This window comes from Ornithinimicrobium avium, from assembly GCF_003351765.1.
Taxonomy (GTDB): domain Bacteria; phylum Actinomycetota; class Actinomycetes; order Actinomycetales; family Dermatophilaceae; genus Ornithinicoccus; species Ornithinicoccus avius.
The window spans coordinates 2,690,651-2,708,233 of the sequence record NZ_CP031229.1 but is presented as its reverse complement, the minus strand read 5'-3'; the positions used below and the strand labels follow the sequence as shown (position 1 = coordinate 2,708,233).

Sequence of the window (17,583 nt, the reverse complement as noted above, 5' to 3'; positions counted from 1 at the left end):
CACGACGGGTCGGTCAGCGCTCGACGGAGACGCGCTCGATGACGACCGGCTCGGCGGGCTTGTCGTTGCGCCCGGTCGGGACGGCGGCGATCGCGTCGACCACCTCGCGCGAGGCCTGGTCGGCGACCTCGCCGAAGATCGTGTGCTTGCCCTGCAGCCAGGTGGTGGAGTCGACGGTGATGAAGAACTGCGAGCCGTTGGTGCCCTTGCCCATGCGCTTGCCGGCGTTGGCCATGGCCAGCATGTAGGGCTGGTTGAAGTTCTTGTCGGGGCTGATCTCGTCGTCGAACTCGTAGCCGGGGCCGCCGATGCCCTCGCCCACCGGGCACCCGCCCTGGATCATGAAGCCGGGGATGATGCGGTGGAAGGTGAGGCCGTCGTAGAAGGGCTGGGGGTTGGTGCGCCCCGCGTTGTCCTTGTACTCCTTCTCACCGGTGGCCAGACCGACGAAGTTGGCGACGGTCCTGGGCGCGGCGTGCTCGAAGAGCTCGACCTTGATGTCGCCGTGGTTCGTGTGCAGCGTGACGTTCATGCGCACCAGTCTCGCACGGTGCCGGGTGCGGCCCCAGCTGGATACCGAGGCCCGGAACAGGGCAGGATGGGAGACAGACCACACGAAGGAGGAACTGCAGTGTTCTTCAAGACCGATGCAGACCGGGCGTCCGCCGAGGCGGCCAAGGCCCGCCACGATGCAGGGGAGGCCGGCGGCAGCGCCGCGTCCGGCGCCCGCAACCTCGGGGCCGCCGTCGTCGCGACGCTGGCCGAGGTCACCGCGCCAGCGGACGACCGCAAGGGCAAGAAGCAGGCGCAGCGCACCCGGGCCAAGGCCGTCAAGGCGGCGCGCCAGGACCGCGAGGCCGCCGGCAAGGCGGCGTCCAAGGCGGCCGCCCACAGCCGCAGGGCGGCTGCGCACGGCCGGTCCGCGGCCGACAAGCGCGCCGAGGAGGCCGGCGGGACGATCGCCGCGCTGGCCGACGCGGCCGGGCACAAGGCGGCCGCCGCGGCGACCACCGCCGCCGGGACCGCGAAGGTGGCCGGCGACCAGCTCGCCGACCGCATCTCCCGCTCCGACGTGGCCGACCGCGCCCGCGAGCGTCTCTCGCAGGCCCGCGAGTCGGCGGCCCACGCCGGTGAGACGATCGCCGACCGGACCGGCCCGCTGGCCGACTCGGCCCGCGAGAAGGCCGGCGTCGGCGCCGCCCTCGTCGGCGCCCTGGCCGCCGCGGCGCGGGAGAGGGCCGCCGAGACCCGCACCCGCGCGCTGCTGGGCGTCGACCACGGCCTCGACGTCGCCGTCCCCCGCGCCCAGGAGGGCGTGGCCGCGGTCGGCCCCCGGGTCGACCACGTGCGCGACGTCATCAACGAGGAGCTCCTGCCCAAGCTGCAGGAGATGCTCGGCGAGGTGCAGGCCGGCAAGGACCGGCTGCTCACCAAGGACGACGGCGTCGCCGCCGCCCTCACCGGCACGCCGAAGAAGCGCCGGCGCAAGGGCGGGGCGCTCATCGCCCTGGGGCTGCTCGCCGCGGCAGGGGCCGGGCTCGCCTGGTACCTCAACCAGCAGCAGCACGCCGCCACCGACCCGTGGGCCAGCCAGGCCGGTGCGGACCCGTGGGCCAGCCGGACGCCGGTGACCCCGGTCACCGACGGGCCGCTGCCCGAGACGACCGTCACCGAGACCCCGGTCGCCACGGTCACGGACACCGCCGTCACGGACACCGCGGTCACGGACGCATCGGTCCCCACCGACACCGCGGCCACCGCTGCTCCCGCCGCCACCCCGACGGCGGAGCCCACCGGTGAGTCCGCCGCACCGCGGATGCTCGACCCCGAGGAGATCGACTCCCTCGGCGCGACGTCGCAGAAGGAGAGCCAGGAGCAGACCCCGGGCACCACGCCCCCCGACGGGGACTCCGCCCGCGGCTGATCCCTGGTCCGCACGACGGGCGCCGTCCCGCTGGGGCGGCGCCCGTCGCGGCTGTCCGGGTCCGGGCACCACCCTCCCGAAGGCCGGACGCGGGACCCCCGCACGTCACACCCGTCACACCATGACCTTGCGACACACCGGCGCAGGACCCTCGTCGCGGCCTGCGGCGCACCTACGCTGAAGCCGATCGCCGGTGCGGGCGTGCCGGCCTTCCCGTCAGACAGAGACGGGAGGACGCCCGGCCACGGCGCGTGAGGAGGCCAGGGTCATGTCGGTGCTGCCCGCTGCAGACCTGCCGCCCGACCCGGGCGGGGCGGAGGCCTTCGTCGACCTGGACCACGACGGCTCGAGCGGCTACGCGCTCGCCCCGCTGAGCACGACGACCTCCACCGAGGTCCTCGAGCCTGCTGCCCGGCGTCGCCGCCGGGGCGGGCGGGGACCCACCGACGTCTCGCCCCGGCCCGGCTACATCCCCGGTCTCGACGGTCTGCGCGCGATCGCCATCGTCGGCGTGCTCGTCTTCCACTACCTGCCCGGCGTGCTGCCCGGCGGGTACCTGGGCGTCGACGTCTTCTTCGTCGTCTCCGGGTTCCTCATCACCACGCTCCTGCTGCGCGAGCTGGACCGGCACGGCCGGGTGGACCTGCCGGCCTTCTGGAAGCGGCGCGCCCGCCGGCTGCTGCCCGCCCTCGCGCTCGTCGTCCTGGTCAGCGTCACCGCGGCGCGCCTGGTCGGCGGCGACCTGCTCGTCGGCATCGGGAGGCAGACCCTCGGGGCGCTGACCTTCACCACCAACTGGCTGGAGATCGCCGCGGGAGCCAGCTACTTCCACAGCACCAGCCCGATCCTCTTCGTCAACTTCTGGTCGCTGGCGGTCGAGGAGCAGTTCTACCTCCTGTGGCCGCTCACGCTCGTGCTCGCCGTGGCGCTGACCCGCACCACGCGGCAGCGGATCCTGGCCGTCGCGGGCGTCGGACTGGCCTCGACGGTCGCGATGGCCGCGCTCTACACGCCCGGTGCGGACGCCACCCGGGTCTACTACGGCACCGACACCCACCTGATGGGACTGATGGCCGGGGCCGCGTTCGCGATCGCCTGGGCGGACCCGACCCACCGGGCCGGGCTGCGCTCGCCGGTATGGCGTCGCTGGCGCTGGGCGGCCGTGCTCGGCTCGCTGGCGGTGCTGGGCGCCCTCATGCGGTGGATGGGGGAGTCCTCGCCCTGGACCTTCCGCGGCGGGATCCTGCTCGCCTCCCTGGCCACGCTCGTGCTGCTCGCCGCCCTCCTCGAGTCGCGCAGCCCGTGGCGCACGCTGATGGAGCTGGCGCCGCTGCGCTGGGTCGGCGAGCGCTCCTACGGGATCTACCTGTGGCACTGGCCGGTGCTCATCCTCGCCGGTGCGCTGGTGCCCTACGCGCTCGGCACGACCCGTGGGTGGCTGGTGCTGGGCGGCGCGCTCCTGGTCACCCTCCTGCTCTCGGAGATCTCGCTGCACCTGGTGGAGACACCCGTGCGGCGTGACGGCCTGCGCGCCTCGCTGGCGCGGCTGGGCCGGTGGGCCGGCACGCCGTGGCGGGTCACGAGGGTCCCGCGGATCGCCGCCGGCGTCGTCACCGCGATGGTCGTCCTCACCGCCGTCGCCCTGGTCACCGCCCCCGACAAGTCGAGCACCCAGCGCCAGATCGAGCAGACCGAGGCCCGGCTCGCCGGCGCGGCGGTCGCCTCGACGGTGGACGGCGCGGCCGAGGCCGCCCAGACCGGCACCGAGCTGGGCGGCTCCGACGGCGAGGACGCCGGGGTCACACCTGGAGCGGTCCTCAGCGCGGCGCTCGGCCTGGCCGACCTCGCCCCCGACGCCGCACCCTCCGGCACCGCGGACGCCGCGAAGCAGGCCGACGAGCAGGCCGACGAGCAGGCCGATCAGGCCAAGGACGCTGACGGGCAGGACGGCGCCACGGCCGCTGCGCCCGGCAGCGTCGAGGTCAACGGCACCACCTTCAGCGCGGACGACGACGGCCTGCTCGTGCCGCCCGGGGAGGCCATCACGGCCATCGGCGACTCCCTCGTCGTGACCAGCGCGGACGGCCTCACCTACCGCTTCCCGGGCATCAACTACGTCGCCAAGTCCAACCGGCAGTGGCACGAGGCCGGCGCCGTCATCGACCAGGCGCTCGCCGACGGCACCGTCCGCGGCAACGTCGTCCTGCACTTCGGCACCAACGCCGGGGTCGACGGGGACGCGCTGCGCTCGGCGCTGGAGGCCTTCGGTCCGGAGCGCAACGTGGTCGTCATGAACCTCTTCGTCAACGCCTCCTTCACCGACGGCTCGAACGCGACGATCGAGAAGGTCGTGGCCGACTACCCCAACGCGGTGGTCGGCGACTGGCACGGCACGATCAGCGCCCAGCCGCAGGACCTGCAGGCCGACCACGTCCACCCGGACCTGGACGGGATGCACGTCTACGCCCGGGTCGTGGCCACCGCCTTCGACCAGCTCGCCGCCCGGGGCGGCTGAGCACGGCGGGCGCGCCCGGGGACCGGGGCGCACCACATACCGACGGGTGCGCACCGGACCTTCACCCGAGGTGCGGTTGTGTGGCAGGCTCGACCCTGTGAACATCGTCTTCGTCGAGCCGCACTTCCCCAGGAACCAGCGTGAGTTCCCCAGGGCGCTCGCCGAGGCGGGCGCCGACGTCATCGGGATCGGGGAGACCCCGCTGGACTACCTGGACGAGCAGCTCAAGAGCTGGATGGTCCACTACGAGCAGGTGGGCTCGGTGACCGACCTGCAGCAGATGACCGACGCCGTCCGCCGGGTGCAGGGCATGGTGTGGGTCGACCGGCTGGAGTCCACGATCGAGGCCCACCAGCTGGTGGCCGCGCAGGTGCGCGAGGCGCTCGACATCCCGGGCACCTCGGTGCGCACCACCTGGCTGTGCCGCGACAAGCCGTCGATGAAGGAGGCGGTGCGCCAGGCCGGCGTCCGGGTCGCCAGGTCGACCGGAGCGGACACCGCCGAGCAGGTATGGAGCTTCGCCACCCAGGTGGGCTACCCCCTGATCCTCAAGCCTCGGGACGCGGCGGGCGCAGCCGGCACGGTCCGCGTGGACAACGACAGCGAGCTCGCGGTGGCCCTGTCCAACCTCGGCGGCCACGACTCGATCGCGGTCGAGGAGTTCATCGAGGGGCACGAGGGCTTCTACGACACGGTCTCCGTCGACGGGCACCCGGTCGTGGACTTCGTCTCGCACTACTACCCCGGGGTGCTCGAGGCGATGCGCACCCGGTGGATCTCGCCGCAGTTCATCGCGACCAACCGGATCGATGGTGGCGGGCTCTACCAGGAGCTGCGCGAGATGGGCGCGCGGGTCAACGCCGCGCTCGGCATCGGCACCTCGGCCACCCACATGGAGTGGTTCCACGGGCCCAAGGGCCTGGTCTTCTCCGAGATCGGCTGCCGCCCGCCGGGCGTGGGCTGCTGGGACCTCTACAACGCCGGCAACGACATGGACGTCTACGGCGCCTGGGCAGAGGCGATCGTGCACGGGAGGGTGACCAGGCGACCCAGCCGCAGCCACTCCGCGGGGATCATCGCGCTGCGCCCGGACCGGGACGGCCGGATCAGCGGCTACTCCGGCCTGGAGGAGGTCGAGAACCGCTACGGGCGGTGGATCATCGACGCGCACATCCCGGTGGCGGGCACCGGCACCCAGCCGGTCTCGGCCGGCTACATGGCCAACGCCTGGATCCGGATGAAGCACCCGGACTACGACCAGTTGCGCGGCATGCTCGACGACGTCGGCCGCACCGTGCAGGTCCATGCCGGCTGAGGCGGAGCCACCGGACGCGGACCCCCGCATCACGTTCCTCGGTCCGCAGCGCACCCCGCGGGTCCCGCACGTCGTGCGGCACCTGGGTCTGCGCGGCCGGCGCTTCGGGATGATCACCGCCGGCTGGCGCGACCGCGAGACCGACGACGCGCTGCTCAGCGACCTGCTCGGCGGCAACACCGTCAACCTGGGCCTGTGGGGCCTGATGCAGCAGGTCTGGGAGGCCGACCCCGAGCTGGCCGCGGCCGACCACCGGCGCCGCACCGTCCACACCGAGATGCAGGAGCTCTACCTCATCGGCCTGGAGCAGGCCAACGAGGCGGCCCGCCGGATCCGGCTGCACGAGCCGCGGGACCCGCGCGTGGTCAAGGAGTCCCTCATGGACGTCGTCGACATCATGCGCACCCTGGACCAGCGGCACGTGAGCCGGGTCGACGAGCTCAACGCCGACTTCTACGAGCGCTACCAGCCCCAGCACCGCGACGCGGTGGTCGCGGGGCGCTTCCGGGTCGGCCGCGCGGTCGCCGACTGCGAGGCCATCGCGATCACCGGTGGTCACGTCGGCGTGCTCATGGGGGCGATGCACGTGTTCAACCTCGGGCCCGCGCTGGCCTCGCCCGCGGTCCCCGACCCGCTCGAGGACGCCGGCCTCCGGGGCGCCACGGACCCTGACGACCTGCCGCCGCCGAGGCTGCTGCGCCCGGTGCTGGCCTGGGGGGCCGGGGCGATGGCGCTCACCGAGAGGATCGTGCTCTTCTACGACCACGCCGTGACCAGCCCCGGCGTCTCCGAGGTCCTCATGGGCGGTCTGGGCCTGACCCGCGGCGTCGTCGCCCTGCCCTCGCCCCGGGAGCGGCTGGACATGCGCGACAGGCGCCGGCTCGGGGTGCTCGCCCGCCGCGCCCTGCCCCGCCGCGGCGTGCTCCTGGACCAGCGGACCACGGTGACGCTCACCGCCGACGGCCGGCTGCCCGACGACGCCCGGGTGCTGGGCAGCGACGGCATCGTGACCACCTACCGCCAGAGCCTGCTCGACGAGGCGCCGACCGAGCCGCCCCTCGCGGTCGGGCCGACCGGCGCGGGAGGTGAGGAGGTCCGATGACGCTGCCCACCCCATACCCGATCCAGCGCCAGCACAAGGGCAAGCTGGCGATCAACGTGCTGCGCTCGAGCGAGCCGCTCGGCACGGCGGAGGTCGAGGAGTTCCTGGCCGGCCGCGACATCCCGATCGTCGAGGGTCCCAAGTGCACCTTCCTCTACCGGGGCGAGGTGGACGCGGTCGCGGTGCGGCACCGGATCGTCAACCAGCCGCAGCACGTGCCGATGCGGCGGATCGAGGGCACCGACCTGTGGTTCGTGGTCATCGAGCTGCCGGCGCACTCGCGGGTCGAGTACCAGATCGAGGTGCGCGTCGGCGCCGTCGTCGAGACCTTCAACGACCCGCTCAACCCGCACGTCGCGCACTCGCCGGTCGGCTCCTCCAGCGTGCTGCAGGCCAGCGGCTACGAGACGCCGGCATGGGTGCTGCCGCAGCCGGACGCGCGCCCCGGGGAGCTGGTCGACTGGGTCCTGCCCTCGACGGCGCTGCGCCGCACCACGCACAACCGGATCTACCTGCCGGCGCGCTTCCGCCGGTCCAGCCACTACCCGCTGCTCGTCGTGCACGACGGGGACGACTACATCACCTACTCGGCCATGAAGACGGTGCTGGACAACCTCATCCACAACCTCGACATGGCCGAGACGATCGTGGTCTTCACCAACTCCGGCGACCGGCTCAAGGAGTACCCGAACTACGCCCCCCACGCGCGCTACATCACCCGGGAGCTGCTGCCGGCGATCGAGGCCGAGCTGCCGGTCGTGCGCCGCTCGGACTCGCGCTGCCTGATGGGGGCGAGCTTCGGGGCGGTCGCCTCGCTGTCCACGGCATACCGCAGCCGCGGGACGTGGGACAACCTGCTGCTGCAGTCGGGGTCGTTCGTCTTCACCGACATCGGCAGCGACCACGGCGGCGGGCCGGCCTTCGACCCGGTGATGAAGTTCATGAACCGCTACCGGGCCAAGCCGCGCCGGGTGGCCGACCGGATGTACATCTCCTGCGGCATCTACGAGCCGCTCATCGTGCCCAACCGCTCGATGGTGCCGGTCTTCGAGTCGACCGGCGCCAAGGTCAGGTACGTGGAGGCGCGGGACGGCCACTCGTGGGAGAACTGGCGCGACCGGTTGCGCGACGGGCTGTCGTGGATCTTCCCCGGGCCGCAGAAGCTCGTCTATGAATAGTTCTAGAGACCGTGATATCTACCTAGGGAGCCTGGCATGACCATGTCCTACCTGCTCGTCGACGGCGAGAACATCGACGCCACGCTCGGCAACTCGATCCTGGGCCGACGCCCGCACCCCGACGAGCGCCCCCGCTGGGACCGCGTGCTCACCTTCACCGAGGACACCTGGGGGCAGCCGGCCAAGGGGTTGTTCTTCCTCAACGCCAGCAACGGCCTGCCGATGACCTTCGTCCAGGCGTTGCGGGCGCTGGGCTACACGCCGGTGCCGCTGTCGGGCACGCCGGACCAGTCGGTCGTCGACATGGCGATCCAGCAGATGCTCGAGGCGATCCGCGAACGGGACGACGACGTCATGCTCGTCAGCCACGACGGGGACTTCCTGGACTCGGTGACCCCGCTGCTGGACGGCGAGCGCCGGGTGGGGCTGATCGCCTTCGCGGAGTTCCGCAACTCCGGCTTCCACAGCCTCATCTCCCGAGGTATGGAGTTCTTCGACCTCGAGCACGACACGCTCGCCTTCAACACCGAGCTGCCGCGGATGCGGATCATCCCGATCGAGGAGTTCGACCCGGCGCAGTTCCTGTAGAGGGGCGTCTGCGGGACCGGAGCACTTCACGACGGTTGGCGTAGAGAACGCCTGATGTATCAGGCGTTCTCTATCCGGACCGTCGTCGAGTCGTCGCTCGGGCGACCAGCTGTGCGACCAGTGGTGCTTGTGGGGTTGCCGCGGCTAGAGTGGCCCGATCGCTGACCCTCGTGGGCCGTCCGGTGCCCGCCGCCCCTCCCAGGGAGAGACCATGCGCACCGTCCTGCACCGCTTCGTCGGACCGGCTCTCGCCGTCGTCCTGAGCGCCGGGCTCCCGACGGCGCACGGCGCCGCAGCGTCGCCCGCCGTGCTGGCCACTCACCCCTCGACCGGCACGGACACGGCCATCACCGGCACGACCGCCGACGACACCTCGGGCGCCGACCACCGCAGCGTCCCGCTGCAGGCGGCCGCCGCCGGCCTCGGCCTGTCGGCACGAGGGCCGTCCTCCTCGCAGGTGAGCTCGGCGACCCTCTCCCTCGGCGAGGGCGTCCACGTGGTCGGTGTGCGGTGGACCGGCGGCACGCCGTCGGACCTGGAGCTGCGGCTGCGCGAGCCGGGCCGGCTCTGGGGCGCCTGGCACGACCTCGGCGGCGTGCTCGAGACCGGCCGCATCGCCCAGGAGCAGGCGGTGGTCGCCCGGGCGGCGGCGACCGAGGCAGCGGCGGCGCGGGCCACGGCCGACGCGGCGACCGACGACGCGGGTGCGGACGCACGGCATACCTCCACCGGCGGGACTGACCTGGACCCGGACGTGATGGCGACAGAGGGCGACGTCGTGATCGGCGCCGTCGACGTCGAGGTCCGCGTGCGCGGGGCGGTCGCGGACGCGACGCTGGAGACCTGGACGACGAAGCCGACCGCCACGGACGCCGAGGCGGTGGCCGACCTGCCGGTCGGTGGCGCGGGACTGGTCGTCGGCACGCGCGCGGACTGGGGCGCGGACGAGTCGCTGCGCGGGACCGACCCGGTGGCCCTGGTGCACGACGGGCCCAAGCTGGGCGTCACCGTGCACCACACGGCCACGCAGAACGGCTACGCGGCCGAGGAGGTCCCGGCGCTGCTGCGGGCGGTGTACTTCTACCACGCGCAGACGCTGGCCTGGGGCGACATCGGCTACGGCACCCTCGTGGACCGGTTCGGCCGCGCCTGGGAGGGACGCGCCGGCGGCGTCGAGCACAACCTGCAGCTGGCGCACGCCTACGTCATGAACCGGGACTGGGCCGGGATCAGCGTGCTCGGCGACCACGAGACCGCCCAGGTCGAGCCCGCGGAGCTGGCCACGCTGGCCGAGCTGACCGCCTGGACCCTCGACACGCACGGCGTCGACGTGGGCGACGAGATCGTCTACACCAACGACAGCGAGGGGTGGACCCGGACGGTGCGGGCCGTGCACGGGCACCTCGACGCGGTCGCGACGACCTGCCCCGGGATGCACCTCTACTCGATGTTCGAGCAGGTGCGGGCAGCGGTGGCAGCCCAGGAGTCGGCGGGGACGCACGCGGTGCAGCGGGTCGCCGGGGAGGACCGCTACGCCTCCGCGGCGGCCCTGGCGCAGCGCGCCCTGCTCGAGGGGACGGACACGGCATACCTCGCGTCGGGGGTCGGGCTGGTCGACGCGCTCGCGGTCGGGCCGGTGGCGGCGGAGCAGGACGCGGCGGTGCTGCTCACCCGGACCACGTCGGTGCCGGCGGCCACGCTGGGCGCGTTGGAGTCCCTGGGCGTCTCGCAGGTGCGGATCGTCGGCGGTGAGGCCGCGGTCGGGCCGGAGGTCGAGGCCGACCTGGTGGCGCGGGGGTTCCGCGTGACGCGTTTCGCCGGCGCCGACCGGTATGCCGTGGCCGCCGCCCTCTCGGTCGAGGCCGCTGCCGACGGGAGCGTCCCGGGGACGGTCTACCTGGCCAGCGGGCAGGAGCTGGCGGACGCGCTGGGCGGCGCGTCGGCCGCGGCGCACCACGCGGGCGCGGTCCTGCTCACCCGGCCCGGACGACTTCCGGCGGCGAGCGCCGACCGGTTGGCCGAGCTCGCGCCGGAGCGGGTCGTGGTGCTCGGGGGTGGGGCAGCGGTGAGCGGAGCCGTCGTCGACGAGGTGCGTGCCCTGCTGCCCGCCGCCCAGGTGGACCGGATCGGCGGAGCGGACCGTTACGCGACGAGTGCGCTGGTGGCGGACGACGCCTTCGGGACGGTGGCGAGCGCGGTCGCCGCCTCGGGGATCGCTCCGGCCGACGCCATGGCGGGCACCCAGCTGGCCGCACGCCACGACGGCCCGCTGGTGCTGGTGCAGGGGGGCTGCCGACCGGCCGCGGTGGACGCGGCCTACGGGGAACTCGGGGTGCGGCTGACCAGGCTGGCCGGCGGGCCAGCGGTGCTGGACTGGGCGGCGGGGAGCACGACCTGCGGGTGAGGGACGGGCACCTCGCACCTCGATGCGGCCACGACGCCGAAGGCCCTCCCCGCGGAGCGGGAAGGGCCTTCGACCTGGTGGGGTGGAGACGAGGGGACTCGAACCCCTAACCCCTGCTTGCAAAGTCCACGGATGGGGCACGCGATAACCCATTTCTGCAGTTCAGGGCGTTGCGGAGCACACCGGATCGCGCCGATCGCGTACCCCACTGCAGTACTAATCTGGGGTACGGTCCCACTGCCGCAGGTGACGTAGCGGAGGGCTCATCCTCACCGCAGCGGAATCGGACCATGACCCGGCGCCACGCTTTGGCCCCCCGTGGGGTGCGCGGACGGCGCGGCCAAGTGGGCTCAGCCGCACAGAGGGGCGTGACTTCGCTGCAACGCCGAACGGATGTCGCGGACAGGCGAAGCCCCGGTGACCGGACCTTGAGGGCTGGATCCTTTAGTGGACGGGCCCATCCATGCTGGAGGGTTCAAGGAGGGCGCGATAGCGCGTCTCACCCTCGTATGCTGACTTCACATATCGCCCGAAACGGTCTGCATAGGCGCAGGTGATCGCGTTCCTGTCGGCTACGTGTTTTGTGAGTGGCCGCTATGCCGCCTTCAGCCCGCCTTTGATCGGCTGGTCCCCGTCGTCGGGAAGGCCGCGTCGAAGAGAACCATGGAACTGTTCGCAGCAAACCAAGGTCGGGCGCAGCGCTGGGTGCTCGCACCTCCCGCTCCAACCTGAAAGCTCCGGTTTCGCCCGTCGTTCGGAACGGCGCGTATGTGGGCTCTTCAACTTTCAGCGTGGTGAGCCCCTGACCGAGGGCTCGCGGCCCTGCGCCACGATGGGTGTTGTCAAGGCATCCATAGAGCGAGGACCGCGAGCGTGCACAAGCCTACGTTCGACGTCGATGCGGCGTCGATCCTGTTCAACCTGTCCGGCTACCGGGTCGTGTCGGCCAGCCCTGCCGTCGCCGATGAGCAGCCCCGGCAGGTGGTGATCGAGACCCTCGCCTGCGAGGGTGCGTGTCCGTCCTGCGGGGTGTTCTCCAGCTGGGTCCAGGCCCGCCCCGTCCAGCACGTGAAGGACGTTCCTTGCGGGGGTGAGCGGCTCGACGTGGTCGTCCGCAAACGCCGCTACGCCTGCACCGAAGAACTCTGTCCGCGGCGCTCGTTCACCGAGGAGACAGACCAGCTGCCCGCCCGTGCCCGGGTCACGACCCGGCTGGCCGAACACGTGATCACCGCCTGCCGCGCCGAGACACGTGCGGTGTCCCGGGTCGCCGACGAGGCGCACCTGGCCTGGCCTACGGTCATGCGGATGCTCACCAGCACCCTGGACCTGGACAGCGGTGTCGACCGCCGCCACGTCAAGCACCTTGACATCGACGAGCACCGCTTCGCCCGCCGTGCGGTACCTGCGCGACCCCGACACCCACACCGTGAAGCGGGTCGAGCCCTGGTCGATCGTGTTCACCGACCTGGACGACGGCGCGATCCTGGACGTCGTCGACGGCCGCCGCGGCAAGGTCGTCAAGTCGTGGCTGGGTGCTCGGCCCCGGTGGTGGCGCAAGCGGGTACGGCTCGTCGCCCTCGGCCTGTCCAGCGAGTTCCGCGCCGCGGTCCGCAAGGCCCTGCCGAAGGCGAGAGTGAGCGTGGACCACTGGCACGTGGTCCGGCTCGCGAACGACATGGTCACCAAGGTCCGTCGCCGCCGGGTGTGGGAGCTGCACGAGCGTCGCGGCCGTGCCACGGACACGCCGTGGAAGTACCGCAAGCTGCTCACCTGCGCCGGCGACCGGCTGAGCGTGCGGCAGCGTGAGCGGCTCAAGGAAGTCCTCGCCCAGGACGTCGAGCTGGCCGTCGCGTGGGGCATCAAGGAGCACGTCCGACAGCTCCTCGCCGCCCGCGACACCGCCTCCTTCCAGCGGCACTGGGCCCGCCTGGAGAGCGCCGTACGAGCCACCCGACTGCCCGAGCCCGTCAGCCTCATGCGCACCCTGCGCGCGTGGCGGCGCGAGCTGCTCACCTTCTGCCGCACCAGGGTCACGAACGCACGCACCGAGGCCGCGAACCTGACCGCGAAGACGATCAAGCGCGTCGGACGGGGATACCGCAACCACGACAACTACCGATGCCGCATCATTGGATACGCGCCCCGACCGATCGCGGCGTGAACACCCAGACCACGCTCAAAGTTGAAGACCCCGTATGTGGGGTTGCTGGCTTTCGGCCCCGGCCCCTGATGCACTGGAGGAAAACGCGTTGATGCCGGCGGCCCCCCTGGACCGTCGTCACGCTAGGGTTAGTGAGTCCCTACGGCCAGAGAGGTCCACCGGCTTGCCGATTTTCCAACTCGCAGACACTGACGAGCTGGCACAGCCGTCGCCGCCGTGGTTTGTCGACTGGGTGAGGCTGGGCCTGCGGGCGGCGGAGTGGACCGCCTCGCCTACACCAAGTCGCCGGGTGATCGGCGTCTCAGCACCCAGCGAGGCACTGGCGACCGCTGCACTGTCCTTCGGGTTCGTTCGCGCTTCTTACCTCGCTCGGTCCGGCACTGCAACGTTGCACCCGATAGCGCCTGAATCGCTTGAGACCGGAGCTTGGGTGTGGTTCCGAGCAGGGGCCACGGTCCGCACCGGACGCTTTCTCGGGTTCGACCTCGCAGGCAATATCCGTACGTCGAACGGTCACTTCCGCCGGGCGTCAGTAACTGAAGTGCGACTGCTGCCCGGTTGGCTTCAGGGGCGGGAAGGAACCGCGGACTATCACGATGGGGTCGACCAGCTCTTTTTGAAGCAGATGCTGCGCTCGACTGACCCCCTCGCCTTCGCTACGTCATGGAGCACCCGGCTCCTCGTGATTGGCTCGGTCTCGAGGATGAACCAGGAACTTGACCTACGCATAGCGCCGGCCGCGCCCGACGCCACGATGGGCACGATCCGACAGATCGTGCGGCCGTTGGATCGAGATGCCCCGCTTGGTTGCCAGAGTGTCCTTGTCTCCGCGCAGTTGGAAGAGCCGCCATGGCTCGCGTGGGAGACGCCGCCCGCGCTCACAATCCTCCGCGGCGCCTACGCCACCAGCCGATGGCTGCCTGAGATTACAAGTGGCTGTGTGATCTCCGTGCTCGGACGCGCGGAACCAGGCCTAGAGGCCGCCGTTGCTGCGCTGATGCAGGCGCGCTCTTATGCGGAGCCACTGGGATCGACGGCCTTGGGCTGGGTTGCACCAACTAGTTGTGAAGTGCTCGCGTTCGATGAGGCCGCATGACACTTCTCCAGGACACGCTCGAGGCGTACGCACTTGCCGAGGACGTGCAACCCGAGCGGTATCGAGTGGATTGCCCACCGGCCCACCACTTTTCGTTCGCGTTGAACACTCTGACGAGGACTCTCGCGGACGAGACGGAGAATTCCCTTTGGGACACTGTGCTCGGTAGTGGCCGGGCCGCACGCTGGCGGGCGGGCGCAGAAGGCATACCGTTCGATGCTCCGAGCAGCGGCGCCCGGGAGCCTCTGGAGGCTCTAATTGGACGGGCGGACTCCCTTTCTGCACTCGTCGAGGGGCAAACGCAGCGACTCCTCCAACGGCTGGCCGAGGCCGCAGCCGGGCTGCTAGAGGAGAACAATAGCGCTCTCGCCTCCGCGATCCTGCAATGTCTCGCAGATGGAGACCCAGACGACACCTGCGCGATCGCGGTCAACGGCCGCACCGCACATGCTATCTCCGCTTGGTTGAACAGCCGCGGGCTCGAGTTCCCCGTGATGAAGCCTCGTGATTTTATGACGGGTCGGCGCTGGGATTTCGCGGTCGTTGTCGGGGCAGCCGACTGGTTCCCAGGACAAATGTTCACATGCCCACGCGCGAAAGCTCTGACGCTTGTCCATCACGCGCACTTAAAGGACGCAGAGCAAGTCGAAGGGGCGTTCGAACGCTTCGCGACAGTCCCGTTCTCCGTGCGCGTGAAGGATCCGCAACCATGGACCCGCAGCGTGCCGGATCTCGGCAGCGGCTCCCCTGCGGAGGACGACAGTGACAGAGCAGCTGCACTAAGCCCGGCACCACCGTGGAGCGCTCTGACGCAGCAGATTCCTCGAGTCGGCACTGGCGACGACCAGGTCCTTGCGCGCCTGTTGGTGCTTGGGGCTGGCTATGGCCTGTGGCTGCCCGTAGAGGCGATGAGCATTCGCGGGCTCGACACAAGCGCGGCGCCTGGGGAGCGGGTTGTCTCCCTTAGGGCCTCTTCCATCGCGTCCGATGCCGTTCTCGTGGTGCGCGAAGGGGGGAGCGTGTCGGGCACCCTCGCCGACATGGCAGACGCCGCCCTGGGGAAACGAGCCACGGCCATCCGGCGACGACAGCAGGAATGGAAAACACTGCTGCGTCAGGAACTCGACCGCGTCGGGCCGTCTGCCCTGCAACGAGAGCTAAGACGAAAAGGTTCGATGACGGCAAACGTTCGATTCTGGGCTGATGACGAAAACATCAGGCCCCAATACGATCGCGACTTCATCGTGCTGCTGACCCACTTAGGAATATCGGACCCCGAACCGTATCTGTTGGAGGGCCGAGAACTCTGGGGAGCTCACCACAAGGCGGGGGTGCAACTTTCGCATGCACTTGAAGCGGCACTGGAATCAGTGGACCTCACGGAACTCGAAACGTGCGGGCGTCAACAGTTGCACGTAAGTAACCAGTCAGTAGAAGCGACACTAACGGCCTTCAGGGTCATCGCCGTAGAGCACGAAACTCACAGTGTGCCGTCCAGCGCGACCCGGAGAACCTTCGAATTGCAGGGAGCGCAATGGCTCGAATGATACCTCCCATCATAGGAGCGGACTCGCCGCCCGGCGAGACGCTCATCTACCAGCGCTTGGCGGAGGACCCTGATTGCAAGGACTGGATCGTTCTGCACTCCCTTCACCTTGCCGAGGTGCGCCGAGCTGCCGAGGGCGAAATCGACTTCGTGATCATCATGCCGGGGGCCGGGGTCCTATGCCTGGAGGTCAAGTCACACAGACGCGCTCACCGCGGCCCGGACGGGGTATGGCGCCTAGGCAGCCAGCCCCCAACTGACAAGAGCCCGTTTGCACAGGCAGCACGCGGCATGCACGGCGTCCTGGACTACCTCGGCCGCAAGAGGCTAGACCTGCGCCAAGTTCCCGTTTGGTCGGCCGTATGGTTCACGCACGCGTCAGCGGACGTGCCCCAATCCCCCGAGTGGCATAGCTGGCAACTACTGGATCGGCACGACTTGCGGCGTCCCATCTCCCAGTCGCTTGGCGCCGTCATGCACAATGCACGGAAGCACTTCGCTCAAAAGTTTTCGCGCTTCGACGTCAATAGCAGCGAGCCGAGTAAAGAGCTGGCTACGGCGTTGGCGGCTCAACTACGGCCCCGCTTCGAACTCTCGATGACCCCAAAGCAGGTATCGAAGGAACGAGCCGCTGAGCGGCTCAGCTTCGTTGAGGAGCAGTACGAGGCATTGGATTTAATGGAACAAGAACCGCGCGTTCTCTTTACCGGTCCCGCCGGCACGGGCAAGTCCTTGCTAGCTGCCGAGGCCGCACGACGAGCCACAGCTCGCGGGGAGCGCGTCCTCTTCGTCTGCTTTAACCGGCTCCTTGGCGGGACTATGACCGCCGCCTTCGCGGATCTGCCAACGGTAACCGCGCGCACCCTCCACTCATACATGATCCACACCACCAAAGTATCGGTTCCGGAAGCAGCATCGCAGGAGTGGTGGCAAGCCACTCTGCCGGAGCTTGCATTGGAGGCGGCACTCGAACTTTCGGAGCCGTACGACGTTCTCATCGTGGATGAAGTGCAGGACGTGGCATCCAACCAGGCATACCTAGATGTTTTGGACGCATCGCTCGTGGGTGGCCTAGGAAGTGGACGGTGGTTGATGTTCGGCGACTTCGAGAAGCAGATGCTTTATGGCGGCGGTCACGACGGGCGAGGCGAGCTGGCCGCTAGGTGCAGCCACTTCAGCAAGCCCACGCTGAGCCACAACTGCCGTAACACGCCGCAAATAGGCTCGGCTGCAAGCCGTCTCTCGGGCATGCCGATGAACGCTTATCGGGGGTATCGCCGTCGAGACGACGGGGTTCGCCCCATATTCCGAGCCTACACGTCTGCAATTGAACAGCAACAGCAGCTATTGGCCGCCCTTGACACACTGACTAGCGAGCACTACGGGAGCAGCGAAATCGTGATCCTGTCCGCCAAGACTGAAGACTCGGCCGCGGCTGTGCTCGCCGAAAACGGCTCTCCTCGCCTGGCTCCTTACGGGAATCACGGCAAGAAGATTCCTTATACGACCATCCACGCCTACAAAGGTCTCGACGCCCCGGCCGTAGTCGTGACTGACATCGAGAATGCGGGAGACGCCGCCGCGCAGTCCCTTTTCTATGTTGCCCTATCCCGGGCGAGTGACCGCCTCGTAGTTCTGGCTGATGCCAAGGCTATGAAGGAGCTCGCTGGCATCTTGGTGGGCCGCGATGAGTGATCTCACCGCTACCCGGGAGATCGTGCAGCGAGCCCTCGCGGAGGAACTGGTTGGGC

At 70.2% G+C, this 17,583-nt stretch carries 11 protein-coding genes and 1 pseudogene; 11 read left to right on the top strand and 1 reads right to left on the bottom strand.

What is annotated here, in order from left to right:
* Positions 1 to 13: 13 nt before the first annotated feature.
* Entirely contained in the window at positions 14 to 532 is a 519-nt protein-coding gene (locus DV701_RS12355) for a peptidylprolyl isomerase (protein WP_114928643.1), read from the bottom strand.
* A gap of 99 nt (positions 533 to 631) precedes the next feature.
* Here DV701_RS12355 and DV701_RS12350 point away from each other — a divergent pair, with 99 nt between their 5' ends.
* The 11 genes and pseudogenes from DV701_RS12350 to DV701_RS12305 all read left to right on the top strand — a co-directional run bounded on the left by DV701_RS12350 (position 632) and on the right by DV701_RS12305 (position 17,527).
* Positions 632 to 1,924, top strand: coding sequence for a hypothetical protein (locus DV701_RS12350; RefSeq protein ID WP_114928640.1), 1,293 nt, complete (start codon positions 632 to 634; stop codon positions 1,922 to 1,924).
* A gap of 268 nt (positions 1,925 to 2,192) precedes the next feature.
* Positions 2,193 to 4,439, top strand: a complete 2,247-nt coding sequence (locus DV701_RS12345) for an acyltransferase family protein (RefSeq protein ID WP_114928638.1) — start codon at positions 2,193 to 2,195, stop codon at positions 4,437 to 4,439.
* 97 nt (positions 4,440 to 4,536) lie between these two features.
* Positions 4,537 to 5,754, top strand: coding sequence for an ATP-grasp domain-containing protein (locus tag DV701_RS12340; RefSeq protein WP_114928636.1), 1,218 nt, complete (start codon positions 4,537 to 4,539; stop codon positions 5,752 to 5,754).
* Positions 5,744 to 6,856, top strand: a complete 1,113-nt coding sequence (locus DV701_RS12335) for a hypothetical protein (RefSeq protein ID WP_114928634.1) — start codon at positions 5,744 to 5,746, stop codon at positions 6,854 to 6,856. The genes DV701_RS12340 and DV701_RS12335 overlap by 11 nt, the downstream gene beginning before the upstream one ends.
* Positions 6,853 to 8,034 carry an alpha/beta hydrolase-fold protein gene (locus tag DV701_RS12330; protein ID WP_114928632.1) on the top strand — a complete coding sequence of 394 codons (1,182 nt, stop codon included), beginning with the start codon at positions 6,853 to 6,855 and terminating at the stop codon, positions 8,032 to 8,034. The genes DV701_RS12335 and DV701_RS12330 overlap by 4 nt, the downstream gene beginning before the upstream one ends.
* Before the next feature lie 36 nt (positions 8,035 to 8,070).
* Entirely contained in the window at positions 8,071 to 8,622 is a 552-nt protein-coding gene (locus DV701_RS12325) for an NYN domain-containing protein (protein WP_114928630.1), read from the top strand.
* A 211-nt stretch (positions 8,623 to 8,833) separates the two neighbouring features.
* On the top strand, positions 8,834 to 11,026 hold the full coding sequence (locus DV701_RS12320) for a cell wall-binding repeat-containing protein (RefSeq protein ID WP_114928628.1): 2,193 nt from the start codon (positions 8,834 to 8,836) through the stop codon (positions 11,024 to 11,026).
* Positions 11,027 to 11,899: 873 nt separating this feature from the next.
* Positions 11,900 to 13,190, top strand: a pseudogene (locus tag DV701_RS12315) (ISL3 family transposase).
* A gap of 289 nt (positions 13,191 to 13,479) precedes the next feature.
* A complete protein-coding gene (locus DV701_RS12310; protein WP_162803005.1) occupies positions 13,480 to 14,286 on the top strand; it encodes a hypothetical protein in 807 nt (268 codons plus the stop codon).
* The gene (locus tag DV701_RS18280) at positions 14,283 to 15,833 is read left to right on the top strand and encodes a hypothetical protein (protein ID WP_162803004.1); all 1,551 of its coding nucleotides are present in this window, start codon (positions 14,283 to 14,285) and stop codon (positions 15,831 to 15,833) included. The genes DV701_RS12310 and DV701_RS18280 overlap by 4 nt, the downstream gene beginning before the upstream one ends.
* Positions 15,821 to 17,527, top strand: a complete 1,707-nt coding sequence (locus DV701_RS12305) for a nuclease-related domain-containing DEAD/DEAH box helicase (protein ID WP_114928624.1) — start codon at positions 15,821 to 15,823, stop codon at positions 17,525 to 17,527. Before DV701_RS18280 ends, DV701_RS12305 begins: the two co-directional genes overlap by 13 nt.
* Positions 17,528 to 17,583: the final 56 nt, after the last annotated feature.